This is a genomic window from Kushneria konosiri, from assembly GCF_002155145.1.
Classification (GTDB): Bacteria; Pseudomonadota; Gammaproteobacteria; order Pseudomonadales; family Halomonadaceae; genus Kushneria; species Kushneria konosiri.
On the sequence record NZ_CP021323.1, the window covers coordinates 1,456,498 to 1,481,538 of the forward strand.

Genomic DNA, 25,041 nt, shown 5'->3' on the forward strand with positions numbered 1-25,041 from the left:
GCCATATTCCTGACCAGCCTTGTTTTGCTGGGGCTGGCGTCCGTCTTCACTGTTGTCAGTCATATCAATATGACGCGTCAGTTTCAGGTGATGCAAAATAATAATTACGAGCGACAGATTAAGGAGATTGAAGTATCGATCAAACGCGACAGCAATGATTTGCGACAGCTCGCCAGTATCGTAGCTGCCTCGGAAAGCCTCGGCACTTCTCTTGTTAATCAAAATGTCGCTGCAGGAAAAGAAGTTATTGAATCCCAATGGCCTACTTTACAATTGGGGAGTGGTCTTGAAGAGGTTACGGTATTTAATTCTGATGGCAGCCTTTTTTTGCATATGGGTCAGCCACAGGCTGGCATGAATGATAATATTATTGCTCAATGGGTAAAAAAGGTTGGCGATAATGATATCCCTGAAAACAAGGTGTTTTGTCGCCGTGACTGTAGACAGTATGCGATCGTCCCCATTCTTTTAAACGGCGATAGTGTAGGAAGTGTTCTGGTGGCCAGGCCGCTTGCTGATATTGCGCTTTATGCACTGCAAAATGCGGGCGGCAATATTGCCTTACTATTAAAAAATCATAAAAAAGGAAGAGAAAACGATCACTACCTGGACGGTTGGTCAATGTCTATTACGGCAGTAACCAATGAGCAATCGACCCTGTCTCTTTTAAAAACGGCGGTAGAAAAATTCTCTTTCAAGGAACTGTTGGGAAACCCCAGAATCGTCAAGCATCAGAATCGGTCCTACGAACTGTTGGCCATGCCGATTAAAGCAGAAGAAGAAAGCCGTAATGGTTATTTTATTTTGACATCGGACGTCAGCGATCAAATTCGCACCATTAATCGTACGACTACATATACGCTGCTGATTGCTCTGGGCGGATGGCTAAGCGCTGAACTATTGCTTTTTGGCATCATGTGGCGCCCCATGGCACGCCTCAGACGCTTGACCTATCTTCTTCCGGCATTGGCACAAGGTGGTTTTGACAGGATTCGCCAGCAGGCAAAAGTGAGAAGCGGGCCATGGCATGATGAGATTGATGTACTGGGGCAAACAGCGCAGACACTTGCCAACCAGCTGGAAGTGCTTGAAAAGGAGGTCGACTTCAAGGGTACACAGCTCAATGAAAGGCTTCTGGAGCTCTCTCACGAAAGAGACTTTATTGCAGGCCTTCTAAATACGGCACATGTGCTTATCTTTACCCAGGATGTTGATGGCCGTATTACATTGGTCAATCAATATGCCCTTGAGTTACTGGGTATGGAAAAGAATCAGCTTATTGGCAAACAGTTCAAGAACATCTTTCATGTTAATTCCCGGACATTGAATCACTCCATGAATCAGCATGAAAGTGTCGTTAAAGGAGAGAATAAGGAAGAAAAAATTATTACCTGGGTGCATACCACCATGGGAGATGATGATAAAAAAGCTCAGCGAATTTCCGTGGGTCTGGATATCTCGGCTCGTAAAAAGGCTGAGCAAAAGCTTGAATGGCTGGCTCACCGTGATCCCTTGACTTCCCTCTACAATCGGCGTTTTTTTCAGCAATCCCTTGAGGCTGCCATTGCGCGTGGTACCCATGGCGCGGTGCTTTATCTGGATCTGGATCAGTTCAAGATGGTTAACGAGCTTGGGGGGCATCATGCAGGAGATCAGCTTTTACGCCTGGTTGCAGATGCGTTGAGCAACGAGTTGGAGGGCGAATATATCGTAGCCCGTCAGGGGGAGATGAGTTTTCCATTCTTCTAGAAGCTGCTGATGCTCAGGAGGCTCTGGAGACCGCAGAAAAGGTTCATGGAAGGCTTGAAAGCATTCTGTTCTCCGAAAATGGCCGACACCATCGAGCGATGGCCAGTATTGGCATCGCTTTGTATCCAGAGCACGGAGACAACGAAACGGAATTGATGGCCAGTGCCGATCTTGCCATGTACAAGGCAAAAGAGAAGAGCACTCGGAAATGGCATTTACTTTCTTCCGTTCACGAGTCGCGTGAGCAACTGCAGGAGCGAGCATATTGGGTTGAACTTATTCGTTCTTCACTGGCCGGTGGTCGGTTTACGCTGATGCTTCAGCCCATCGTTTTTCTTGAAGATCTCAGCATCAAACATTACGAAGTTCTTCTGAGGATGCACGATGAAAATGGCAGGCTACATATGCCTGGCTCTTTTATACCGGTAGCGGAGCGGTTTGGCTTGATCGTTGAGATAGACCGCTGGGTCGTCAGAGAAGCCATTTCCCTGTTAAGTAAGTTCAGGAATGATCGGACAAGCCTTGCCATTAATCTATCTGGGCAATCTCTTCACGATGACACGATAAAACACTTTATCGAGCACGAGCTTGATAATAGAAAGGTGTCTCCCTCCCGCATTATTGTTGAAATCACGGAGACGGCGGCTGTTGCTGATCTGGCAACAGCAAGAAATGTTTTACAGGAGATCAGTGATCTGGGGTGCCGGATAGCACTGGATGATTTTGGAGTGGGTTTCAGCAGTTTTCATTATCTCGATCAATTGCCTTCCGATTATATAAAAATAGATGGTTCATTTATTCAGCATATGATGAGCAACGATAAGGACCGTCTGATTGTCAAGTCCATCGCTGATATTGCAAAGGGCTTCGGGAAGGAGGTTATAGCAGAGTTTGTTGATCAGGAGGCAATGATTGAAATACTCAAGTCATACGATATTGCCTACGCGCAGGGGTACCATATGGGTCGTCCGGCAGAAGCTGCCTCATTCAACATCTAGGAACAGGGGTGGCCGAAAGTGGAGTTTGTCAGTGCTTTTTTTGAAAGATTTGATGTCAGGCTGGCCTCATCGGAGGCCGATAAACATGAGATTTACAGGTTAAGACACGAGGTCTTTCTTCAGGAGCTGGGGTATGAGCTATCGGGCGTTCCGGAGAATGGAGAGGAGCGCGACGATTACGATAGTAACGCCATTTATATTGTGGTTATTGGTCGCTTCACTCAACAGATCGTAGGCTCAGCGAGAATTGTTGTTCCTCAAACGCATGTGGCCGGCAGACTTTCATATCTTCCGGTTGAAAACTATTGTGGCAAAACCCTTTTCTCCAGCACTGTTCAACTTGAAAGTATTCCTCGTGACGAGCTGTGTGAAATTTCCCGTATTGTCGTGGCTCGCCATTACAGAAAGCGAAAGGATCTCGAAGGGAACGATCTAAAAACCGCAGGACTGGATGCCGTCAATCGACTTATCAGTATCGCCCTGTTTGTTTCTTCTGCCGCATTATTGGAAACACTGGGGCGGCCGCATGTGATGGGCTTCATAGAGAAGAAATTTGCCAGACTGCTGCGCGGCACGGGTATGAAAATAGAAAGAATCAGCCCTTTCCACGATATATGCGGTTTACGAGCTGCCTACTATGGCAATACACGCGATTCGCTGCGTCATGTTTCTCCGCTTTTCTCTCACATGTACACCCTGGTCAAGGAGCGCCTTGACAAGTCCGACGCTTCAAGCGCTCTTGCCAACCACGGGTCTGATTAGACAGGGCTATCGAAGATAGCCCTGTCTGGAAATCTATTTCTCCAAAAAAAGATCCTTGTACCGGTGCGGCTGCGAGCGCAGATACTGATTCGGCGCGCTCACCTGCGCGCCCAATGCGGCGGCGGCATGCCACGGCCAGCGCGGGTTATACAGCATGGTCCGGGCCAGCGCGACGGCGTCGGCGTCTCCCGTGGCCACAATGGCTTCTGCCTGTTCCGGCTCCGTGATCAGTCCTACCGCAATGGTCGGCATGTCGACGACCTCGCCAATGGCACGTGCCAGAGGCACCTGATAATTCGGTCCTACCGGAATCTGCTGGGCCGAGGTCAGCCCACCACTTGAAACATGAATAAAGCTGCAGCCACGGGCATCGAGCTCGCGGGCCAGCGTCCGGCTCTCCTCGACACTCCAGCCGCCCTTTGCCCAGTCCGTGGCCGAAATACGAATGCCTACCGGCCGCTCCTGCGGGAAAGCGTCACGTACCGCATCGAAGACTTCAAGCGTCAGACGCATACGGTTTTCCAGACTGCCGCCGTACTCGTCATTGCGCTGATTGGACAGCGGCGACAGGAACTGGTGCAGCAGATAGCCGTGAGCGGCGTGAATCTCGACCGCCTCGATGCCCAGACGCGCCGAGCGCTCGGCAGCCCGCTTGAACTGCGCACGAATATCATTGATCTCCTCGACGGACAGCGCGTGCGGGGGATTCTCCCCATCACCGTAGGCGATGCCTGAAGGAGCAACGGTCTGCCAGCCGCGCGCTGCGTCAGGGGCAATCTGTGCACCTCCTTCCCAGGGCACATGGGTAGAGGCCTTGCGTCCGGCATGACCGAGCTGAATCCCCAGCGGCATGTCTGAATGCGCACGGACGGCTTCCAGCGTTCTCTTCAGGGCCTGTTCGTTATCATCGTTCCAGAGCCCGAGGTCATCAGGGCTGATGCGGCCTTCCGGTGACACGGCCGTGGCTTCCAGAATCAGCAGGCCGGCGCCGGACAGCGCCAGATGCCCCAGATGGATGGTATGCCAGTCGGTTGCATTACCCTCATGGGCCGAGTACTGACACATGGGGGCAATCAGGATGCGGTTGGACAGTTCAAGCTGGCTCAGCTTGAGCGGCTCGAAAAGACGAGGGGAGGGCATAAGGATTCTCCTTTGATGACGGGTCCAGCTGAGGAGCGAAAGTCTGACATGAATCGATTTTGTTAGCACGCTATCAAAATCGATGAAGCACATCGAAAATTTTTTGCATCTGTCAGGAACTCTTTGCGGCAGGGTGACTCAAAGTCAGTGTTCCCTTGAATGATCCCTTGCAAGAAATATTCTTGTCGCCTGCCACCCCCTGGCAGGCTTTTTTTTGTCTGCTGTACGGGGCTGTGCCCGTGCCGACACCAAACATCTACAATCAAGGCATGCGCGTCACCGGAGCTTCACCCATGATCACGTCCTCGCTGCTGTCAGATATCTCCTCGATAGCGCATGGCTTCGGCCACCGACAGATGCTGATGCCCGGATCTCTTGCCGGATTCGAGGCGGCGCGCCCGCAAAAGCAGCAGGTACACGGTACGCGTATCGTAACGGTCGAGCGGCCGGGGCAGGCCTGCGGGGAGGCCGATGGATTTCTGACCGACCGGCCGGGCATTCCCGTGTCAGTCGTCACGGCAGACTGCCTGCCGATCCTGTTGGCGCATCGCAGCGGCGGCTATATAGGCGCCCTGCATGCCGGCTGGCGCGGCCTGCTCGACGGTATTATCGAGCTGATGCTTGAGCGCATCACGGCGCAGCGCTGGGGCAATCTGTCGGAGTGGCGGGCGGTGGTCGGGCCGGCAGCCGGTGCCCGGGCCTACGAGGTCAGCGAGGCACTGGTCACTCGATTCAGGGCGTCCCTGTCGATACCCGATGAGGTCATGGCGCCCTTGCCGCGCCATCTGGCGCTGGGTGCCATCGCCTGTCACAAGCTGGAGGATGCAGGGGTGGGGGAGATCGAGCATCTCGACCAGTGCACGATCACCACGCTGACGGATGGCAGTATCGGAGCGCTGAATGGCCCTGACCCGAACGCCTATCGGTTTCAGAGTCATCGGCGTCACACGCTGACCCATCCTGATCCTGACGAGCGCCCGAAACTGCCCAATCAGCATTCGGGGCTGGTGATCCTGCCCTGACATTCTGCTTCTGACCCTGATGTTTCACGTGAAACATCGTGTGTCGGTTAGAACGATGGCCGGCTAGAACGACGAGCCCGGTGTGGTCAAAAAGGTACGCTCCTCTGACGTGCTGTCGCGGCCCAGTGCGTCGTTTCGATGGGGATAGCGACCAAAGCGCTCGAGAATGGCCCGATGGCGATGTTCCACGTCGAGATGGCGCTCGAGACCGGGCTGAGCGAAAAGCCTGATGGCCTCCTGATGAATGATCAGGGATTCACTGTGCATCCAGGGCATATAGAGAAAGGGGCGCTGCGTCAGCGAGAGCCTGTGATCACAGCCCAAGCGAACGGCCTCCTGAGCCAGCACCAGTGCCTGCGCATCATGGGAGAAGGCACGTGGATCACCGCGATAGACGTTGCGGGAAAACTGATCGATCACGATGACCTCGGCCAGCCGGCCGCGGTCACTGTCGCGCCAGTGGCAAAGCTCACCCCGGCGTGCCGCGTCCAAAAGCGCCCCAAAGCGTGTGGCGATGGTCTCATCAAGGGCGTCATCGCGGCGAAACCACTGCCCGGGCGTCAGGGTGTCGAACCAGAATGAGAGGACCTCCTCGTGATCATGGCTGTGCGTCATGATCCTCGCTTCCTCTGGCGTTGTTCAGCGGCTGCCCCGTGGCCAGCGACATCATGAAGCGCTTGACCGGCGCCATCCGATCGGCGCCCTTCAGGCCACGCTCTGCCAGCGTGCGAAGCGGTGCGAAGGGCAGGGTGAACAGGTGATGAAGCTGCTCGACGCCGGTCAGCATGGCGGCGTTGCGCGGCCACTGTCGGCGCTGGTAGCGGCTCAGCGCCTGGGCAGTACCCGGGTCGCTTTCCTGCTCGAGCGCCTCGGTCAGTGACAGCACATCGGCCAGCCCCAGGTTGATGCCCTGACCTGCCATGGGATGGATGACGTGGGCGGCGTCGCCGACCAGCGCGACGCGTTTGCCGGTATAGCGCTGGGCATGCAGCCGTCGGATCGGAAAGCGCCCGCGCTCGAGGATGGCCTCAATTCCGCCAAGGCGCGCCGGGAAGGCTTCAAGGATGGCTGAGCGCAGGGTGTCATCGTCCATGCTCATGCGCTTTTGAATCTGTCCCGGACGGTCGTACCAGACCAGAGAAGCCTGTCGATCATGCAGCGGCAGCAGTGCGACCGGTCCGCTGGGGGTAAAGATCTGCCAGGTGGTGTGGCCGGGCAATTCGGCCAGGCGTACGTTGATGAGCATCGCTTCCTGGGCGTAATCACGCTGCTGGCTGCTGATGCCGGCCAGGTGGCGCACATGGGAGCGTGCGCCGTCAGCCCCGATGATCAGGCGGGCATTCAGCGCTCGACCATCATCGAGCAGGCCATCGACACGGTCATCATGACGCTGAAGCGATGACAGGCGTGACTCGCTGATCAGGGTGACCTGCGCCATCGACATCAACGTCTGCCAGAGCGCTGCGCGCAGACGATCGTTTTCGACAAAGACCCCGAAGCGGGTCAGGTTGATGTCTTTCGCACTGAAGCTCAGCGCGTTTGGCGTCTCGCGGCTGCCGGCTTCAAGCCGATCGAAGTCAGTCAGAAAGTGTGCCGGCAAATGCGCCATGACACCGGCTTCTTCCAGCAGGCGCAGTGCAGCGCTGTTGAGTGAGGTGGTACGAAGCTGCAGCGTCTCGTCAGGCATTTCGGGAGCGCGGTCGCTGTCGAGCACCGTGATGGTAAAGGCCGTGCGGTGCGCCAGTCGGGCGGCCATGGCCAGTCCCGCGATGCCGCCGCCGACAACGACGATGTCGGATGTGATCGTGCTGGTCTCTGTCATGGTTGCGCCACCCGTATGAACAATGCCGTGTGTAAGGGAGACTTCAGTATAAACGACGCCTGCCACGCTCGCGTGAACGGTGTGCGACGTCGCCGCCGCCGCCGTCTACCGATGCGGTGGGATCATGGTCGGGTCATCGGAAAGCAGCCGGTTGGCAAAATCGAGCAGCGAATCGGCGATCACCACCTCGTCGGGGCGGTCGAGCTGATCAAGATCGCCGCGGGTGATCTCTCCCTTGCCGGTCAGGACCAGCGCCGTCCGGCATCCGGCGGTCTGGCCGGCCTGTAGATCGCGCAGACTGTCGCCCACCATCCATGCCTGATCGAGGCCCTCAAGCTGACACAGGTCCCGAATCTGATACAAAAGTCCCGGTTTGGGCTTTCGGGTATCGCTCTCATCGTCCGGCCCGTGGGGGGAGTAGACGACATGAGCAATTCTGCCGCCGGCCGCCTCGACTTCCCTGTGCATCCTGTCGTGCATGGCCTCAAGGGTTGCCTCGTCAAAGTAGCCGCGGGCAATACCGGACTGATTGGTGGCTACGGCCAGCGTCCAGCCGGCCTGATACAGACGGGCGATGGCTTCCAGTGCCTGGGGGAAGGCCAGCCACTGCTCGGGACTCCTGATGAATTCGATGGAATCCTCGTTAATCACGCCATCCCGGTCGAGGATAATCAGTCCTGCACTCATGTCGGCCTTCCCTGCAATGGTCCCCGAAAACGGGTTTTGAAGTGAAATGATGCCAGAGGCCCGAGTCCGTGTTCACAGTCGGTTTCTGGACGCCCTGCCATGACTACATTACATTGAATCAAATTATTTTTTCGGAGTTCACCATGAAAAAGCCCGTATCGATGCTTGGCGCAGCGCTCATTACGGCCGGCCTGCTGGCCGCCCCGATGGCAATGGCCGGCAGCCAGGGCGCTCAGCAGGGGCAGGCACCAGCGCAGATGCAGCAACCTCAGCCTGTAGAACCGGGCACCCTGTCAAAGCAGTATCAGGATGATGAGCTTCGCTCGTTTCTGGACGTCAATCGCGACATGATTCCGGTCATCAAGAAACTGTCGAGCCAGAACGTGTCGGATCAGGAGCAGGCCCGGTCGATGATGCAGGAGTTCCAGAGCAAGACGGAAGACTCCCTCAAGCAGCATGACCTGTCCGTTCAGCAGTATCAAAAAATCGGTACCGACGCCTCGCGTGACAAGGCACTGGAAAAGCGCCTGATCAATATGGACCCCGAACTCTACAAGCAGCTTCAGGCCATGCAGTCACAGGCGCGTCAGCAACCGGCCCAGTAAGGTTGCTCGCCGGGTTAGCCCGGCTGCTGAAAAGTTAAAAGCCGGCTCGCCATTTGGCGAGCCGGCTTTTTTGATCCCTGCAGGACGATGAGTGCGATCACGCTGGCAGATGGGCTTCACAGCGATGGCCGCGCCACCAGAGCGCAAGTCCCACAAGGCTTGTAATGACGCCGAAAGCCGTTACGCCGGTCCAGCCGGCATGACCGTAAAGCCATGCCGAGGCCAGCGAACCGGTGGCCCCGCCCAGGAAATAGCTCACCATATAAGCGGCGTTGAGACGGTTGCGAGCGTCAGGATCGATGCGATAGACCATGTTGAGGTTGGTGATATGCACCAGCTGCACGGCGATGTCGAGCACCAGTACGCCGATCACGATCGCCACCAGCGACCGCTCGGCCCAGAACAGCGGCAGCCAGCCCAGTAGCAATAACACGAGTCCTGATGTGGTGGTCAGCCGTGCCCGACCGCGATCGACCTGACGCCCGGCCCAGGGGGCCACCAGTGCGCCGGCCGCGCCCAGAAGCCCCAGAAGGCCGATGGTGGCATCACTGAACTGCCAGGGCGGGTTGGATAACAAAAAGGCGACCGGCGTCCAGAAAGCGGCAAAAAGGGCAAAGGTCAGCGCGCCCAGTGCAGCACGAAGACGCAGCGCCGGATGGGTCGCCAGAAGTCGGCCGACCGAGCGAATCAGTGCCGCGTAACCCAGTCCGGCATGCGTACTGAGCCGGGGCAGGGCGCGCCAGAGCAGCAGGGTAGTGATCAGCATCAGGACGGCGGCCACCAGGTAGACCAGCCGCCAGTTGCCCAGCGTCGAGAGTGCGCCGGCAAAGGTGCGTGCCAGCAGGATGCCGATCAAAAGCCCGCTCATGACGGTGCCTACGGCGCGGCCGCGCTGCTCCGGGGCGGCAAGCGTGGCGGCAAAGGGCACCAGCACCTGGGCGACCACTGAAAAGACGCCGGTCATGGCGGTGCCCAGCAGCAGCACGGCGAGATTGGTAGACAGTGCGCTGATCACGAGTCCGACAGTGGCCAGCAGCATCATGATCACGACCAGTCGACGCCGCTCGATCATGTCGCCCAGTGGCACCAGCAGCAACAGGCCGGCGGCGTAGCCCAGCTGTGCGGTGGTCACGATGATGCCGGCGCCCGAATAGTTCAGCTCAAGCTGATCGGCAATGGTGTGCAGCAGCGGCTGGGCATAGTAGTTGCTGGCCACCGAGATGCCGGTAGCCATGGCCATTAACAGCAGCAGCGGAGTCGGCAGGGCCGTCGATGTCATATCCCGGGATGTCACGGCAGGCGTCTCTCTGAATCAGGGCTGAACAGGAGAGGCGCAGTGTGATCGCGTTTGAAGCCGGGTGCAAAGAAAGATGCCCGTCATCGACGGCGTGAGGGCTTATCGAGCGCGCACGGACGCCGGCAGCGGGTAGCGCCGGTTGGCGCGTCCGGCCTTCACGACCTGACCCGGTACGTCATGGCCGACCCGTTCGGGCAGGGTCTGTGACACCGCCAGCAGGGCGTCGAGATCCACCCCGGTATCAACCCCCATCTCCTCGAACATGTGGACCAGATCCTCGGTACAGACATTGCCGCTGGCGCCTGGCGCAAAGGGGCAGCCGCCCAGCCCGCCCAGTGCGGCATCAAAGCGCGTCACGCCGGCCTGCCAGGCTGAGAGCGCGTTGGCCAGCCCCATGCCGCGGGTATTGTGCACATGCAGGGTCACTGCCAGCTCGGGCCAGCGCTCCAGCACTTCCTCACACAGTGTGCGTACCTGACGCGGATTGGCCATGCCGGTGGTATCACACAGCGAGACGCCACGAATGCCCAGCGAGGTGAGCCGTTCCACAATCTCGATGATCCGGGAGGCGGGCACCTCACCGTCAAACGGGCAGCCAAAGGCCGTCGAGATCGAGGCGTTGATGAAGACGTCCCGGCCGCGTGCCTGCTCGATCATGGCGGGAAAGCGATCAAGCGACTGCCAGGGCGTCATGCGCAGATTGGCAAGGCCATGGCCGTCGCTTGCCGACATCACCAGATTGAGCTCATCGGCATTCGCGGCCAGCGCCCGCTCGACGCCCCGTTCGTTGGGCACCAGCGCGACATAGTCCACGTCCGGGTGACGGGTGATGCCGGCCATCACTTCCCCGGCATCGGCCAGATTGGGAATCGCCCTTGGCGAGGTAAACGAGGTGGCCTCGATCTTCGCCACACCGGTTTGAGAGAGCGCATCAATCAGAGCGATCTTGTCAGCGGTGGGTACGAAGCGTTCTTCGATCTGAAGGCCGTCGCGCGGGGCGACTTCCTGGATGATGACGCGCGGGTTCATGTCATTCTCCCTTGTCCGTGCACTTTGATGCCGACGCTTCGGTATCCGGTTCTGGGGTGTCATACAAAACGCCACGTTCAAACAGTGCCTGCTGGGTGGCGGCATCAATGCCCAGCTCGTCGAGCACGTCACGGGTATGCTGGCCCAGCCGCGGGCCGCCGCCCTCGATGCGCCCCGGTGTGCGACTCAGCCGTGGCATCACGCCGGGTACCTTCAACTTGCGCCCCTCGGCGGTGATGATGGTCTGGATCATGTCGCGGGCCTGATAGTGCGGATCGTTGACAATATCGCGCGCGGTATAGGGAAAGCCCACCGGCACGCCGACGGTCTCCAGCACGCTTAGAACATGGTCGCGCTCATGGCGTGATGTCCACTCGGCGATCGCACTATCGATCCGCTCGGCCTGACGCGAGCGGCCGTCGTTGTGGGCCAGCGCCGGGTCTTCGGCCAGATCCGGTCGCTCGATTGCCTGCATCAGACGTTGATAGATGCTGTCGCCGTTGCCGGCAATCAGCACATGCTCATCGTTGAGACACGGGTAAGAGTTCGATGGCGTAATGCCGGGCAAGGCGCTGCCGCTGGGCTCGCGAATGACCCCTGCGCCGTCGTATTCGGGAATCAGGCTCTCCATCATGGCAAACACCGACTCATAGAGCGCCACATCGATGTATTGCCCCTTGCCGCTTTTATGGCGCTCCTGCAGCGCCAGCAGGGCGCCGATGACGCCATAGAGTGCCGACAGCGAATCCCCGAGGCTCACGCCCACGCGCACCGAGCGCTCGCCGGGATGGCCGGAGAGATAACGCAGCCCACCCATGGCCTCGCCAATCACGCCGAAGCCGGGACGATCGCGATAGGGGCCGGTCTGGCCGTAGCCGGAGATGCGCACCATGATCAGCCCCGGATTGGCTGCGCTCAGGGTCTCCCAGCCCAGCCCCCATTTCTCGAGTGTGCCGGGGCGAAAGTTTTCCACCACGATGTCGGCTTCACGCGCCAGCTGACGCACGATCTCCTGACCTTCCTCACTGCGCAGGTCCAGCGACAACGAGCGCTTGTTGCGGGTCTGGACATGCCACCAAAGCGACGTGCCTTCCTCGACAATGCGCCAGCGGCGCAGCGGGTCGCCGGTACCGGGAGGCTCGATCTTGATCACATCGGCGCCGAATTCGCCCAGCAGCTTGGTGGCAAAGGGGCCGGCGATCAGCTGGCCCATCTCCAGAACCTTCAGACCGGCGAGTGCCTCGGGAGCATCAATGCCGGCAGTGGTGTCGGACGCGGTCATGGCGCACTCCTGACAAGGGATAAGGGCCTTGAGCATCGCCGAGGGGCAAGCATGGACGCAATTGAGGTTTGACCAAGGCAGCGTTCGCAGACGACGAAGACGGTGGCAGACTGAGGCACTGTCTGATGGGAGCCATCATGAAACGTCCTGACTTTGTCACCCTTCGTCTGTTTGTGGCGATTGCCGATGAGCGCAGCCTGACCCGGGCGGCCGAACGCGAGCATCTGGCGCTGGCGGCGGTGAGCAAGCGCATCAGCGATCTGGAAGACCAGACCGGTATTTCGCTGCTCTATCGCCGCCCACGAGGCATCGAGCTGACGCCGGCAGGCCATGCCTTTTTACATCACGCCCGGCTGATTATGACCGGACTTTCGCGGCTGGATGCCGACATGAGCGAATATCGCGTGGGCATCAAGGGGCATGTTCGCCTGCATGCCAATACCTCCTCGGTCATTGAATTCCTGCCGGATGACCTGGGCGATTTCATGAACCGCTTTCCACAGATCCGCATCGACATGAAGGAGCGCCTGAGTCACGAGATCGTGGCCGCCGTGCGTGATGGGCTGGCCGATATTGGTCTTTACGCCGGGCATGTGTCGGCCGAGGGGCTCGAGGCCCGCCTGTGGCGGCGCGACCGACTGGTGCTGGTGGTGCCGCAGGCACACCCGCTGGCTGAAACACCCTCGGTGGCGCTTGAGCAGGCGCTGGACAACGACTTCATCGGGCTTGAGCAGGATGCCTCGCTGCAGGCGCTGCTGCAGGATGGCGCGCGCCGCTTTGACCGCCCGCTGCGCATGCGCATTCAGGTACGCAGCTTTGAGGGCATCTGTCGCATGATCGATCGGGGCATGGGGATTGGGGTATTGCCCCTGCGGGCGGTCAATGCCGAACGCCATGGTCTTCGGCTGGCCACGATCCCGCTGACGGATGGCTGGGCGCTGCGTGAGCTGCACCTGGTGGTGCGCGATCAGGAGGCGCTTGCGGTTCCCGCCCGACAGCTGATGGATCACCTGCTGCGCTGCGGCGAGCGCGATCCCGGCGATTCACCGCCCGCTCTCTCCTGACGAGCTGCGACCAACGTCCTGGCGCTTCGCCGATGGCGAAGTCGTGCTTGTTCAATCATCAATATCCATCGACCGTGAGGGCTCTATAGAGTCTTCCATGACCCCTTGTCCGCCGCGCACGCGGCGGCCGATCAACCGGGAGAGCATCTCATGAAACCCAGAATGTCCGAACCCGTGCGCAAACGGCGCGTCTGGATAGGCTTTATTGTCCTGTTTGTTCTCATCAACCCCTGGTACTTCGCCAGTGATGCCGGCTCGACAAGGCTCATGGGCATCCCGCTGTGGGCGCTGATGATTCTTGGTGCGTCACTGGCACTGTCGATCTTCATTACCTGGACGATCAATACCCAGTGGCGTACCGACAGCGATGAACGCTATGGCGGCAATGACCACAGCGACGGCATTCGCCGTGACGAGGAGGTATAACCATGGAAGTCGAACTGGCGTTCAGTGGCTGGTCGGGCATTTTCGTGCTGGTGATGTATGGCGTGTTGATGCTGGGGGTAGGGGTCTTTGCCTTCCTGCGCAATCGCGGCATGCGCGAAAGCCTGGATGAGTACTACTTGGGCGGGCGAGGCCTTGGGGTCATGGTGCTCTTTTTCACCTTCTTTGCGACCCAGTACAGCGGTAACACCGTCATTGGCTATCCGCCGACGGCCTATCGCATGGGCTATCAGTACCTGGTGTCGGTACCGTTTTTCATCATGATCATCATGGTGTATCTCTTCTTTGCTCCGCGTCTGTACGCCCTGGGCCGGCGGTTTTCGCTGCTGACACCGGTGGACTGGATCGAGCTGCGCTTTCGCTCCAAAAAGGTGTCGGTTCTGGCCGCCATCCTGATGCTTTATGGTCTGGCCAACTATCTGCTCGAGCAGTTCGTGGCGATCGGGCAGGGGGTGTCGGGGCTGACCGGCGGCACCATTCCCTATCAGGTGGGCGTGATCTTTTTCATCGTCATCATGGTGGCCTACAGCTGGCTGGGGGGCATGCGTTCGGTCGCCTATACCGACACCATCCAGGGGCTGGCACTGCTGTTCGGGGTATTCACGCTTTTGATTGGTTCGCTTTATTACTTCGGTGGCCTGCCGTCTGCTGCAGAGTACATGCAGGCCAATTCACCCGAAAAACTCAATCCGCCTGACGGTGCCGGTCTGATGCGCTGGTTCAGTCTGCTGGTGCTGGTCGGGATCGGGGCGGCGATCTATCCGCATGCGGTGCAGCGCATCTTCTCGGCGAAAAGCGAGGCCACACTCAAGCGCTCGTTCATTCGCATGGCTTATATGCCGTTTCTGACCGCCGGTGTGGTGTTCATGGTCGGCATCATCGGTATCGCGGCCTTCCCGGGGCTTTCCACCGCCGATTCCGAGCAGCTGGTCGGCATGATGGCCAACGCGCTCGCCAATCAGAACGCCTTTTTCTACTGGGCGATGGTGCTGCTGTTCGGGGGTGTGATTGCCGCGATTGTCTCGACTGCCGACTCGGTACTGCTGACGTTCTCCTCGATCATCTCCAACGATCTTTATGGTCGCTATATCAAGCCCGATGCCAGCGAGTATCAGAAGGTGCTGGCCGGCAAGCTGGTCGGACTGGTGGCCGTGGTCATCCTGATCGTGATCGCCTGGTATCCACCGGCCACGCTCTATCAGATCTTCGTGCTCAAGTTTGAAGTGCTGATCCAGGTCGCCCCGGCGCTGATTCTGGGACTGTACTGGACGCGCCTGAACGCCCGCGCGGTCTTTATCGGCATGCTGGCCGGTGCGGTCATGGCCGGGGTGTTTACCTTCCTGGGCTATCGGCCGCTGGGTATCTACAGCGGGCTGTGGGGGCTTTTGCTCAATACCGCGATCTGTGTGGTGGGCACGCTGATGGCAGGCACCGATGCTGCCAGCCGCGAACATGCACGCAAGGTGATCGGTTTCGAGTATTGAGCCTGATCTAGGTCATCCGTGAGGGCATATGCCCCGGCAACGGAATGAGGAGAACAGAACAATGACACGCACACTGAGTCGCAAGCTGATCGATGATCATCTGGTCTCGGGCCACCCACAGCCGGGCGAGGAGATCGCCCTGCGCATCGATCAGGCGCTGTTGCAGGATGTTCTGGGCAGTCTGGTCATGCTGGAGCTGGAAGCGATGGGCGTCGAGCGGGTCGTGACCTCGCCCAGCGTGCAGTACGTTGATCACGCCCTGGTGCAGGCCGATGGCATCAATGCCGAGGCGCATCTGTTTCTGGAGCGCGCCTGTCAGCGTCTGGGGGTGATCTACAGCGGCCCGGGCAATGGCATCAGCCACCCGGTTCATATGGAGTACTTCGGTAGGCCCGGCGAGACGCTGGCCGGCTGTGACAGCCACACCACGGCCGCCGGCGCGCTGGGAATGCTGGCGATCGGTGCCGGCGGCATCGAGATTGCCCAGGCCATGGCAGGAGAGCCGCTCTACATCACCATGCCAGAAGTAATGGGCGTTTATCTGGAGGGCACGCTGCCCGACTGGGTCAGTGCTCGTGACGTGGTGCTGGAACTGCTGCGTCGTCATGGGGTGGCCGGGGCCAAGAACTGCATTCTCGAGTATTACGGTCCGGGTCTGGCCGGTCTGTCGGCGATGGACCGCCACGTCATGGCCAACATGGGCACCGAGATGGGCGCCACCACCAGTGTCTTCCCCAGTGACGAGGCGGTGCTTGCCTTTTTAAAGGCGCGCGGTCGCGAGGCGGATTTTCGGGCGCTGGCCGCCGACGAGGGGTGTCAGTACGACCGTCATGAGCATATTGACCTGTCACGTCTTGAGCCGCTGATCGCTCGCCCCTCGAGCCCGGATAACGTGGTGCCGGTTAGCGAAGCGGCCGGCGAGCCGCTCTATCAGGCCTATATCGGCTCCTCGGGTTGCCCCGGCTATCGCGACTTTGCCATCACCGCCGACATCGTGCGTGGTCAGATGGTGGCGCCGGGCGTATCGCTGGACATCAACCCGTCGAGTCGTCAGGTGCTGGCGACCCTGACGCGTGAAGGATATCTGGGCGATCTGATTCAGGCCGGCGCGCGCCTTCATCAGGCCGGTTGTAACGGCTGCATCGGCATGGGCCAGGCCCCGGCTGCCGGGCGCAACAGCCTGCGCACCGTGCCGCGCAACTTTCCCGGGCGCTCCGGCACGCGGGAAGACAGCGTCTTTTTATGCAGCGCTGAAACGGCGGCGGCCTCGGCGCTGGCGGGCGTGATTACCGATCCGCGCACGCTGGGGCGTCCGGCACCTCGCATAAACGAGCCTGATGAGATGGTGGTCGACCCGCGCATGTTCGTGACTCCGCCCGAGACCAGCGCAACGCGCCCCGCCATGCTGGCCACCACCCACACGCCGGCCCTGCCGGAGCTGGCGCCGCTGTCAGCACGCATCGAGGCGCCGGTGCTTTTAAGAGTCGGTGACAATATCTCCACCGATGACATCATGCCCGCCGGTAATCGGGTGCTGCCGTTGTGGAGTGACGTGCCGGCCTCGGCCGCCTTCACCTTTGAGGCGGTGGACCGCGGCTATGCCGAGCGTGCCGGCGCCAGCTCCTCAGGGCATGTCATCGTGGCCGGTCATAATTACGGGCAGGGCTCGAGCCGTGAAAACGCCGCGCTGGTGCCGCGCTATCTCGGTCTTGAGGTGGTGATCGCCAAAAGCTTTGCGCGGATTCACTGGCAGAATCTGGTGGGCTTTGGCGTGCTGCCGCTCACATTAAGCGATGACGCTGATCATCAGCGTCTGATGGACAGCGACCGTGTGATCATCGAATCCCCCGGCGAACAGATCGAGCAGGGTGCCACCGTTGAGGCGTCCTTGAGTGATGGCACGACCGTGACGCTTGAGCATCAGCTGAGTGCGCGTCAGCGCGACATCTTGAAGGCGGGTGGGGTCATCAACCATCTCAGGAGGAAGCGAGAAGAACCCCAGGGCTGACCCACCGGTCAGGAGAGAGAAAAAAAGCGGGTGTTTCACATGAAACACCCGCTTTTTTGAGGCCCGACTCAGGTCAGGATTTTCTCAAGCACTGCAAAGCGCAGGTCATCGCGCTTTGGTGTGCCAAAGCGTTCATCGCCGTAGGGAAAGGGCAGATACTCGCCGGTGCGATGGTAGCCGCGACGTTCATACCAGGCGATCAGCTCCAGCCGGACATCGATGACGGTCATGCGCAGCCGCTCAAGACCCAGCTCCTCGCGGGTCGTCCGTTCCGCCTCGGCCAGCACGGCCTGACCGATGCCGTGACCCTGCAGCCAGGGGCGCACGGCAAACATGCCGAAATAGCCGGCCTCCCCATCACGGGCCACGTGGGCGCAGGCCACCAGTTCGTGAGTGCTGTCGCCCGGGCGCTCGGCAATGATGATATGGCTGTCAGGACGCTCGATGTCGGCACGCAGCACCTCGGGGGCGATGCGCTCGCCCTCGAGCAGGTCGGCTTCCGTGGTCCAGCCGCTACGACTGGACTCGCCCCGATAGGCCGAGGTCACAAGGCTCGTCAGCGCTGCCACATCGCGTGCAGTGGCTCGGCGAAAACGGATCGTGCTGCTCATGACTGACCCAGCAGCGCGATATCGGCGACTTCGAGGAAGAGCCCCTGCAGACCGGCCAGCAGCGCCAGACGATTGCGCCTGAGCGCTTCGTCATCGCTCATCACCATGACCTGATCAAAGAACGCATCGACCGGCGCCTTGAGTTCGGCCAGCGCGTCCAGCGCACTGGCATAGTCGCGTTGGGCGATCAGCGGCGCGGTCTCGTCACGTTTTCTGGAGACGGCTTCAAACAGCGCCTGCTCGGCGGGTTCCGCCAGATGGGCAGCCTCAACCTCGGCAGGAACGTCCCCCGACTGTTTGGCCAGAATATTGGCCACGCGCTTGTTGGCCGCGGCCAGCGCCTGGGCTTCCTCGCGATGAGTAAAGGCATGGACGGCGCGCAGGCGTCGCTCGAAATCAAACGGACGCGTGACGGGGCGGGCACGCACGGCCAGATAGGTCTCGGCGCTCATGCCGGCTTCCAGTGCCCAGGCACGGAAGCGGTCCAGCATGTAGTCCTGCACTTCATCGACCAGTGCCGTGACGTCGGTCACGCTTTCGTGCTGGCCGGCAGCGACGGTCAGAAGCTCGCGTAGATCGAGATCCAGCTCGGCCTTGACCATGATGCTGATCACACCGATGGCGGCGCGACGCAGGGCAAAGGGGTCCCGCGTGCCGGTGGGGCGCTGGCCGATGGCAAAGATGCCGGTCAGGGTATCGAGACGATCGGCGATGGCCAGGGCCTGACCGGTCGGTCCGGAGGGGACTTCGTCGCCGGCAAAGCGGGGCAGATACTGCTGATAGACGGCGCTGGCGACGGCTTCGTCTTCACCATCAAAGCGCGCGTAGTAGGCGCCCATGATGCCCTGCAGTTCCGGGAACTCGAGCACCATTTCAGTGACCAGATCGCACTTGGCAAGCGTTGCCGCTCGGCCGGCCTGGTCACTGTTGCCGCCCAGCCTTTCGGCGATGGTGCGTGACAGAACCTCGATCCGGGCACTCTTGTCGGCCAGCGTCCCCAGCTTTTGCTGGAAAACCACGCTTTTAAGCTGTTCGATGCGAGCCGAGAGCGGCCGTTTGCGATCGGTTTCAAAGAAAAACGCTGCATCGGCCAGGCGCGGACGGATGACGCGCTCGTTGCCCTCGATGACCTGACGCGGATCGCGGCTTTCAATGTTGCTGACAGTGATGAACGCCGGAATCAGGTTGTCCTGCTCATCCAGCAGGTGGAAGTACTTCTGGTTGGCCTTCATCGATGAGATCAGGCATTCGGCCGGCACCTCCAGAAAGCGCTCGTCAAAGCGCCCGGTCAGCGCCACCGGCCATTCAACCAGACCCGTGACCTCATCCAGCAGGGTGTCTTCGATGACCGCTTTGGCACCGAGTGCGCGGGCCTGCTCGCGAACCTGCTCGACGATCAGGCTGCGCCGCCTGACCATATCGACGATCACGTAACCCGGGTTTTCGAGTCTTTCGACATACTCATCGGCATGAGCCAGCTCGATGGGCTGGTTGTAATGATAGCGGTGGCCGCGGGTGGTCCGCCCGGACTCAAGCCCCAGCAGTTCACACGGGACGACCTCTTCACCGTAGAGCATCACCAGCCAGTGCACCGGACGCGAGAATTCCACTCGCGAGGCGCCCCAGCGCATGCGCTTGGGCACCGGCAGAGCGTCGACGGCGCGGCGCACGATGTCAGGCAGAAGCGCCGTGGTGGCTTCCCCCGGCTGAGTATAGCGATGGCCCAGGCGCTCGCCCTTGTCGGTTTCAAGGCGCGAGAGCTCGCTCACATCCAGACCCAGCGAGCCGGCAAAGCCCTGGGCGGCCTTCGTCGGGTGGCCTTCCTTGTCAAAGGCGGCTGCCACGGCCGGGCCAAGACGCTCGATCTGTTGATCGGGCTGGTATTCGGCCAGACGGGTGATGCTCACGGCCAGACGACGTGGCGTGGCCAGCGGCAGGACTTCGCCGTACCCAACGCCGGCATCCTGCAGGCCGTTTTTGACGCCCAGGGCCAGCGCGTCGACCAGCTCGGCCAGCGCGCCGGGGGGCAGCTCTTCACAGCCCAGTTCGATCAGAAGCGTGCGGGTGGAGGCCACGTCGTTGTTGGAGGCCATCGTATTGTCAAAAGCCATCAGATCGCTTCCTTCTGACCGAGGATTTCAGCACGCACTTCAGGCGAGGCCAGCGGGAAACCGGCCGCCTCGCGAGAGGCGTAATAGGCGTGGGCCACGTCACGGGCCAGCGTGCGCACGCGCAGGATATAGCGCTGACGCTCGGTCACCGAAATGGCGTGACGGGCATCGAGCAGGTTGAAGGTATGCGAGGCCTTGAGCGTTTTTTCATACGCCGGCAGCGGGAGGTTGGCCTCCAGCAGTGCCCTGCAGTCACGCTCGAAATGATCGAAATCGGCAAACAGCGTCGGCACATCGGCGTGTTCGAAGTTGTAGGTCGACTGCTCGCGCTCGTTTTGCAGGTAGACGTCACCGTAGGTCACGACCGACCCATCCGGGGCGCGGGTCCAGACCAGGTCATAGACGCTGTCGACATCCTGCAGGTACATGGCAATGCGCTCGAGCCCGTAGGTCAGCTCGCCCATGACCGGATAGCACTCGATGCCACCGGCCTGCTGGAAATAGGTGAACTGGGTCACTTCCATGCCGTTGAGCCAGATTTCCCAGCCCAGCCCCCAGGCGCCCAGCGTGGGCGATTCCCAATTGTCCTCGACAAAGCGGATGTCGTGGACGAGCGGGTCGAGCCCGAGATGGGCCAGCGAGCCCAGGTAGAGCGCCTGAAAGTTTTCCGGCGACGGCTTCATCACGACCTGGAACTGGTAGTAATGCTGCAGACGGTTGGGGTTTTCCCCGTAGCGACCATCGGTCGGACGGCGCGATGGCTGCACATAGGCGGAGTTCCAGGACTCCGGGCCGATGGCGCGCAGGAAGGTAGCCGGGTGAAAGGTACCCGCGCCGACCTCCATATCCAGCGGCTGCATGATGACGCAACCCTGCTGCGCCCAGTACTGTTGCAGGGCCAGAATCAGGCCCTGAAAGGTTTTTACGTCTGGCTTTGACGCATTCGTGGATGAAACCGTCATCGGGGAACCACCGTTGGCCCATGAATTCAATAGCCCACAAGTATACAATCAGCGCCATGCGGGTTATAGGGCTGTGTCGACTCGACAACGCCCGTGCCATGGCAGACAGGCCGGAAATGGCGTCCGCGGGACGCTACGCTTGTCACGAACCGACAGGCGCCTTCGGCGGCGCTGCCTTTCAAGTTCAAAGCAGGAGTACGTCTCATGATCGTCGTTACCGGCGGTGCCGGCTTCATTGGCGCCAATCTGGTCAAGGCACTCAATGCGCGCGGCCGCGAGGATATTGTTGTCGTTGACGACATGACCGAGGGCACGAAGTTTCGCAATCTGGCCGACTGTCAGATTCAGGACTACCTCGACAAGGATGACTTTCTCGAGCGGGTCCGACGTGATACCCGACTGCCGCGGATCGAGGCCATCTTCCACGAAGGCGCCTGCTCGGCGACCACCGAGTGGAACGGCAAGTACATGCTGGAGAACAACTTCGAATACTCGAAGGTACTGCTCGAGTACTGCCAGACGCACCAGATTCCCTTTCTCTACGCCTCGTCCGCGGCGACCTATGGTGGCAGCGAGGTCTTTATCGAGGCGCGCGAGCACGAGAAGCCGCTCAACGTCTACGGCTACTCCAAACTGCTCTTCGATCAGTACGTGCGTGCGCGATGGGATCAGCTGACCACCCAGGTGGTAGGCTTTCGCTACTTCAACGTCTATGGGCCGCGCGAGCAGCACAAGGACTCGATGGCCAGCGTGGCCTTTCATCACTACACCCAGGTGATGAACGGTGAAAACCCGAAGCTCTTCGGCGCTTATGATGGCTATGACGCCGGCATGCAGAGCCGTGACTTCATCCATGTCGATGACGTGGTGGATGTGAATCTGTGGTTTCTCGATCACCCCGACCGCTCCGGCATCTTCAACCTGGGCACCGGGCGCGCCGAGCCCTTCAAGACCATTGCCGAAACGGTGATTGAAATGACCGGGCGCGGCGAGATCGAGTTCATCGATTTCCCCGAGCACCTCAAGGGGCGCTATCAGAGCTACACCTGCGCCGATATCTCGCGTCTGCGCGAGGCGGGCTACGACCGGGAATTCCGCGGTCTGGCCCAGGGCGTCAGGGACTACATGCACGCACTCGGTGTGACGGGGAACCGCGATTCGTGAGTGATTTGTCACAACGCAGTATTCGTGGTGAGCGCATTCTGGTCGTCGGCCCCTCGTGGGTCGGCGACATGGTCATGGCCCAGAGCCTTTTCATCACATTGAAAACACACGACCCTGACTGCGTGATCGATGTCATGGGGCCGAAGTGGTCGGCGCCGATGCTTGAGCGCATGCCGCAGGTCCGTCATGCCATCGTGCTGGAAACCGGTCACGGTGAAACCGGATTGCGGACACGCTGGCGGCTGGGACGCTTGCTGAAGGGGGAGTACGACCGGGCGATTGTGCTGCCGCGCTCGCTCAAATCGGCGCTGGTGCCGTTTTTTGCCGGCATCCCTCGTCGGGTCGGCTTTACCGGCGAGCAGCGCTATGTGGTACTGACCGAGCGGCGGCGGCTCGACAAGGCGGTGCTGGATCAGACGGTCAAGCGCTTCGTATCGCTGGGACTGCCCCTCGAAGGCACCTCCGATGCGATCCCCGAGCCGCATCTGCAGGTAGATATCGAGCGACAGCAGGCGCTGCGGGAATCCCGGGGCCTGCATCAGCCGCTGATCGCAATGATGCCCGGTGCCGAATACGGCCCGGCCAAGCAGTGGCCGCTGGCCTATTTTCGCCAGGTGGCCGAGGCGATGACGGCCAGGGGATATCAGGTCATTGTGCTGGGGGGGCCGAAGGACCGGGACGCCGGCGATACGATCAGTCAGGGACTCGAAGGGGTGGTCAATCTATGCGGCCAGACCACGCTGACAGACGCCGTGGATCTGCTGGGCGCCTGTGAGCAGGCCGTGAGCAATGATTCGGGCCTGATGCATGTGGCCGCCGCCGTGGGTACGCATGTGCAGGCGATCTATGGCTCCTCCACGCCCAACTACACCCCGCCGCTGACTCAGGCTCGGGACATTCACTGGCTCAACCTCTCCTGCTCGCCGTGTTTTGAGCGCACCTGTCCGCTGGGTCATACGCGCTGTCTCAATGATCTGGCGCCGTCGCAGGTGATCGAGACCCTGACCATCGAGTGACCGGGCAAGCGTCAGCGGGTGACCGCCAGCAGTCGGGCGCCCAGCGCGATGAATACCGTACCCATGAGACGATCCAGCCACTGCGCCAGCCGCTCGCGCCGGCGCAGCCATCCGGTCAGACGTGCAGCACCCAGTACGACCCCAAGCTCGATGGGAATGGCCACGGCAATGGTCAGCATGCCCAGCAGCAACAGCTGGGCCGGCACCGGGCCGGCCTCCGGGCGCACGAACTGGGGCAGAAAGGCCATGAAGAAAAGCGCTGTCTTGGGGTTTAACAGATCCACCAGCACGCCCTGACGAAAGGCGCGCCACGGCCCGGTTGGACGCGCGACGGTTTCGGGCGGGCGAAACTGCTCGCCGGCGTGGCGCAGCGCCTGGATGCCGAGATAAAAGAGATAAAGCGCGCCCACCACCTTGACCGCGGTAAACGCCGTGGCCGAGGCCATGACGATGGCCGACAGCCCCAGCGCTGCGGCCAGCACGTGCCCCATGGCGCCGCACCACAGGCCTGCGCCGGCCGCCAGACCTTCCCGCCGGCCGCCGCTGGCGCTTTTGGCCATCAGATAGAGCATGTCCGGGCCCGGGGTCAGATTGATCATCAGTGCCGCACTCAGAAAGAGTCCCCAGTAGGTGAGGTCCATCGCCGCTTCCTCGATATTGTCCGGGTCCGGTTGAGCCGTCAGTCGTGCCGGTCGCTGTCCAGTGCCTGATCACGGGCGTGGCGCTCGAGTGCCAGCTCGATCAGGCGCGTGACCAGTGCCGGGTAGGCCATGCCGCTGGCCTGCCAGAGCTTGGGATACATGCTGATGCGGGTGAAGCCGGGCAGCGTGTTGACCTCGTTGATGATCACGCGGTTGTCCGGCGTTAAAAACACATCCACGCGGGCCAGACCCTGACAGTCCAGCGTTTCGAACGCCTTGAGCGCAATGCGGCGAATCTCCTCGCTGGCGGCGGTATTGATGTCGGCCGGGACGGCCACGGCTGCCCCGGACTCGCTGATGTATTTGGTGTCGTAGGAATAGAAACCGTCATCGCTGAGCACGACTTCACCGCAGACGCTGGCCTCGGGCGCTTCGTTGCCAAGAATGGCGCATTCGATCTCGCGCCCCTTGATGGCGGATTCCACCAGTACCTTGTGATCAAAGGAGAAGGCCAGCGCCAGCGCCCTTTCAAGCTCGGGCTGGCTGGTCACGCGGCTGACCCCCACCGAGGAGCCCTGGTTGGCCGGCTTGACGAACAGCGGCGTGCCCAGCTGATCCTTCAGGGCGTCAAAATCGGTCTCGGCCGCGCGGCGCCGGGTCAGGGTGACAAAGGGTGCCACGGCAAGGCCTGCATCGCGCAGCAGCCGCTTGGTCACGTCCTTGTCCATGCTCACTGCCGAGCCCAGCACGCCGCTGCCGACAAAGGGCAGGTTGGCCATGCGCAAAAGGCCCTGCAGCGAGCCGTCCTCACCGAGCGTGCCGTGCACGATGGGAAAGATGACATCAAGCTGCTCCAGCGCCTGCTGGCGGTCGGGCTCGATCAACTGATCGCGTTCGCGCCCGGGCATGACGGCCAGATCGCGCTGCGAGTGATGCAGCGCGATACGGGAAGGGTCATCGGCATTGTCCAGATAGCGCTCGGCATCGTTGACGTGCCACTGCCCCTTTTTGTCGATGCCGATCAGCGTGACGTCAAAGCGCTCGCGATCAAGGGCATCGACGATATTGCGGGCAGACTGCAGCGAGACCTCATGCTCGGCCGATTTGCCGCCAAAGATGACCCCAACCCTGATTTTTTTCATG

22 protein-coding genes and 1 pseudogene are annotated in these 25,041 nt (G+C 60.5%); 11 read left to right on the forward strand and 12 right to left on the reverse strand.

Annotated features, from left to right (window positions below):
* Nucleotides 1–90: 90 nt before the first annotated feature.
* From B9G99_RS06820 to B9G99_RS06830, 3 genes and pseudogenes are all read left to right on the forward strand, one after another.
* Nucleotides 91–1,895: pseudogene (locus tag B9G99_RS06820) on the forward strand (diguanylate cyclase domain-containing protein); the annotation flags it as partial.
* A gap of 9 nt (nt 1,896–1,904) precedes the next feature.
* Nucleotides 1,905–2,747, forward strand: coding sequence for an EAL domain-containing protein (locus B9G99_RS06825; protein WP_236946599.1), 843 nt, complete (start codon nt 1,905–1,907; stop codon nt 2,745–2,747).
* Between the two features lie 18 nt (nt 2,748–2,765).
* On the forward strand, nt 2,766–3,509 hold the full coding sequence (locus B9G99_RS06830; RefSeq protein ID WP_086621380.1) for an acyl-homoserine-lactone synthase: 744 nt from the start codon (nt 2,766–2,768) through the stop codon (nt 3,507–3,509).
* Between the two features lie 33 nt (nt 3,510–3,542).
* Here the strand turns inward: B9G99_RS06830 and B9G99_RS06835 are convergent, their stop codons facing one another.
* Nucleotides 3,543–4,649: an NADH:flavin oxidoreductase/NADH oxidase gene (locus B9G99_RS06835; RefSeq protein WP_086621381.1), complete on the reverse strand. Its 1,107-nt coding sequence runs from the start codon at nt 4,647–4,649 to the stop codon at nt 3,543–3,545.
* Between the two features lie 293 nt (nt 4,650–4,942).
* Between B9G99_RS06835 and B9G99_RS06840 the strand changes: the two genes are divergently transcribed.
* Nucleotides 4,943–5,671: a purine nucleoside phosphorylase YfiH/LACC1 family protein gene (locus B9G99_RS06840; protein WP_158521452.1), complete on the forward strand. Its 729-nt coding sequence runs from the start codon at nt 4,943–4,945 to the stop codon at nt 5,669–5,671.
* Between the two features lie 63 nt (nt 5,672–5,734).
* Here the strand turns inward: B9G99_RS06840 and B9G99_RS06845 are convergent, their stop codons facing one another.
* The 3 genes from B9G99_RS06845 to gmhB all read right to left on the reverse strand — a co-directional run bounded on the left by B9G99_RS06845 (nt 5,735) and on the right by gmhB (nt 8,180).
* Nucleotides 5,735–6,286 (reverse strand): DUF924 family protein, encoded by a 552-nt coding sequence (locus B9G99_RS06845; RefSeq protein ID WP_086621383.1) that lies wholly within the window; start codon nt 6,284–6,286, stop codon nt 5,735–5,737.
* Nucleotides 6,270–7,493, reverse strand: a complete 1,224-nt coding sequence (locus tag B9G99_RS06850; RefSeq protein WP_086621384.1) for an FAD-dependent monooxygenase — start codon at nt 7,491–7,493, stop codon at nt 6,270–6,272. The genes B9G99_RS06845 and B9G99_RS06850 overlap by 17 nt, the downstream gene beginning before the upstream one ends.
* Nucleotides 7,494–7,598: 105 nt before the next feature.
* Nucleotides 7,599–8,180: a D-glycero-beta-D-manno-heptose 1,7-bisphosphate 7-phosphatase gene (gene gmhB, locus B9G99_RS06855; RefSeq protein ID WP_086621385.1), complete on the reverse strand. Its 582-nt coding sequence runs from the start codon at nt 8,178–8,180 to the stop codon at nt 7,599–7,601.
* A gap of 143 nt (nt 8,181–8,323) precedes the next feature.
* Between gmhB and B9G99_RS06860 the strand changes: the two genes are divergently transcribed.
* Complete coding sequence (locus tag B9G99_RS06860) at nt 8,324–8,785, forward strand: DUF4168 domain-containing protein (RefSeq protein WP_148663920.1); 462 nt, start codon at nt 8,324–8,326, stop codon at nt 8,783–8,785.
* A gap of 97 nt (nt 8,786–8,882) precedes the next feature.
* Here the strand turns inward: B9G99_RS06860 and B9G99_RS06865 are convergent, their stop codons facing one another.
* The 3 genes from B9G99_RS06865 to B9G99_RS06875 all read right to left on the reverse strand — a co-directional run bounded on the left by B9G99_RS06865 (nt 8,883) and on the right by B9G99_RS06875 (nt 12,393).
* Nucleotides 8,883–10,064: an MFS transporter gene (locus B9G99_RS06865; protein WP_086621387.1), complete on the reverse strand. Its 1,182-nt coding sequence runs from the start codon at nt 10,062–10,064 to the stop codon at nt 8,883–8,885.
* 117 nt (nt 10,065–10,181) lie between these two features.
* Nucleotides 10,182–11,111: a hydroxymethylglutaryl-CoA lyase gene (locus B9G99_RS06870; RefSeq protein ID WP_086621388.1), complete on the reverse strand. Its 930-nt coding sequence runs from the start codon at nt 11,109–11,111 to the stop codon at nt 10,182–10,184.
* A 1-nt stretch (nt 11,112) separates the two neighbouring features.
* Nucleotides 11,113–12,393, reverse strand: coding sequence for a CaiB/BaiF CoA transferase family protein (locus B9G99_RS06875; RefSeq protein ID WP_174678760.1), 1,281 nt, complete (start codon nt 12,391–12,393; stop codon nt 11,113–11,115).
* A 137-nt stretch (nt 12,394–12,530) separates the two neighbouring features.
* Between B9G99_RS06875 and B9G99_RS06880 the strand changes: the two genes are divergently transcribed.
* The 4 genes from B9G99_RS06880 to B9G99_RS06895 all read left to right on the forward strand — a co-directional run bounded on the left by B9G99_RS06880 (nt 12,531) and on the right by B9G99_RS06895 (nt 17,393).
* Nucleotides 12,531–13,457 (forward strand): LysR family transcriptional regulator, encoded by a 927-nt coding sequence (locus tag B9G99_RS06880; RefSeq protein WP_086623343.1) that lies wholly within the window; start codon nt 12,531–12,533, stop codon nt 13,455–13,457.
* A gap of 150 nt (nt 13,458–13,607) precedes the next feature.
* Complete coding sequence (locus tag B9G99_RS06885; RefSeq protein ID WP_227875969.1) at nt 13,608–13,883, forward strand: hypothetical protein; 276 nt, start codon at nt 13,608–13,610, stop codon at nt 13,881–13,883.
* Nucleotides 13,884–13,885: 2 nt separating this feature from the next.
* Nucleotides 13,886–15,385, forward strand: a complete 1,500-nt coding sequence (locus tag B9G99_RS06890) for a sodium:solute symporter family protein (RefSeq protein ID WP_086621390.1) — start codon at nt 13,886–13,888, stop codon at nt 15,383–15,385.
* 61 nt (nt 15,386–15,446) lie between these two features.
* A complete protein-coding gene (locus B9G99_RS06895) occupies nt 15,447–17,393 on the forward strand; it encodes an aconitate hydratase (protein ID WP_086621391.1) in 1,947 nt (648 codons plus the stop codon).
* 68 nt (nt 17,394–17,461) lie between these two features.
* Here B9G99_RS06895 and B9G99_RS06900 read toward each other — a convergent pair whose 3' ends face one another.
* The 3 genes from B9G99_RS06900 to glyQ are packed head-to-tail and all read right to left on the reverse strand — an operon-like array spanning nt 17,462 to nt 21,077.
* The gene (locus B9G99_RS06900; RefSeq protein ID WP_086621392.1) at nt 17,462–18,004 is read right to left on the reverse strand and encodes a GNAT family N-acetyltransferase; all 543 of its coding nucleotides are present in this window, start codon (nt 18,002–18,004) and stop codon (nt 17,462–17,464) included.
* Complete coding sequence (glyS, locus tag B9G99_RS06905; protein ID WP_227875970.1) at nt 18,001–20,115, reverse strand: glycine--tRNA ligase subunit beta; 2,115 nt, start codon at nt 20,113–20,115, stop codon at nt 18,001–18,003. The genes B9G99_RS06900 and glyS overlap by 4 nt, the downstream gene beginning before the upstream one ends.
* The gene (glyQ, locus tag B9G99_RS06910; protein WP_086621393.1) at nt 20,115–21,077 is read right to left on the reverse strand and encodes a glycine--tRNA ligase subunit alpha; all 963 of its coding nucleotides are present in this window, start codon (nt 21,075–21,077) and stop codon (nt 20,115–20,117) included. Before glyQ ends, glyS begins: the two co-directional genes overlap by 1 nt.
* 204 nt (nt 21,078–21,281) lie before the next feature.
* Between glyQ and rfaD the strand changes: the two genes are divergently transcribed.
* Complete coding sequence (gene rfaD, locus B9G99_RS06915; protein ID WP_086621394.1) at nt 21,282–22,241, forward strand: ADP-glyceromanno-heptose 6-epimerase; 960 nt, start codon at nt 21,282–21,284, stop codon at nt 22,239–22,241.
* A 5-nt stretch (nt 22,242–22,246) separates the two neighbouring features.
* Nucleotides 22,247–23,257 (forward strand): lipopolysaccharide heptosyltransferase II, encoded by a 1,011-nt coding sequence (waaF, locus tag B9G99_RS06920; RefSeq protein ID WP_086621395.1) that lies wholly within the window; start codon nt 22,247–22,249, stop codon nt 23,255–23,257.
* 11 nt (nt 23,258–23,268) lie between these two features.
* On the opposite strand, the gene B9G99_RS06925 is transcribed toward waaF, so the two are convergent.
* A complete protein-coding gene (locus tag B9G99_RS06925; protein WP_086621396.1) occupies nt 23,269–23,898 on the reverse strand; it encodes a LysE family translocator in 630 nt (209 codons plus the stop codon).
* A gap of 38 nt (nt 23,899–23,936) precedes the next feature.
* Nucleotides 23,937–25,040, reverse strand: coding sequence for a D-alanine--D-alanine ligase (ddlA, locus tag B9G99_RS06930; protein ID WP_086621397.1), 1,104 nt, complete (start codon nt 25,038–25,040; stop codon nt 23,937–23,939).
* Nucleotide 25,041: the final 1 nt, after the last annotated feature.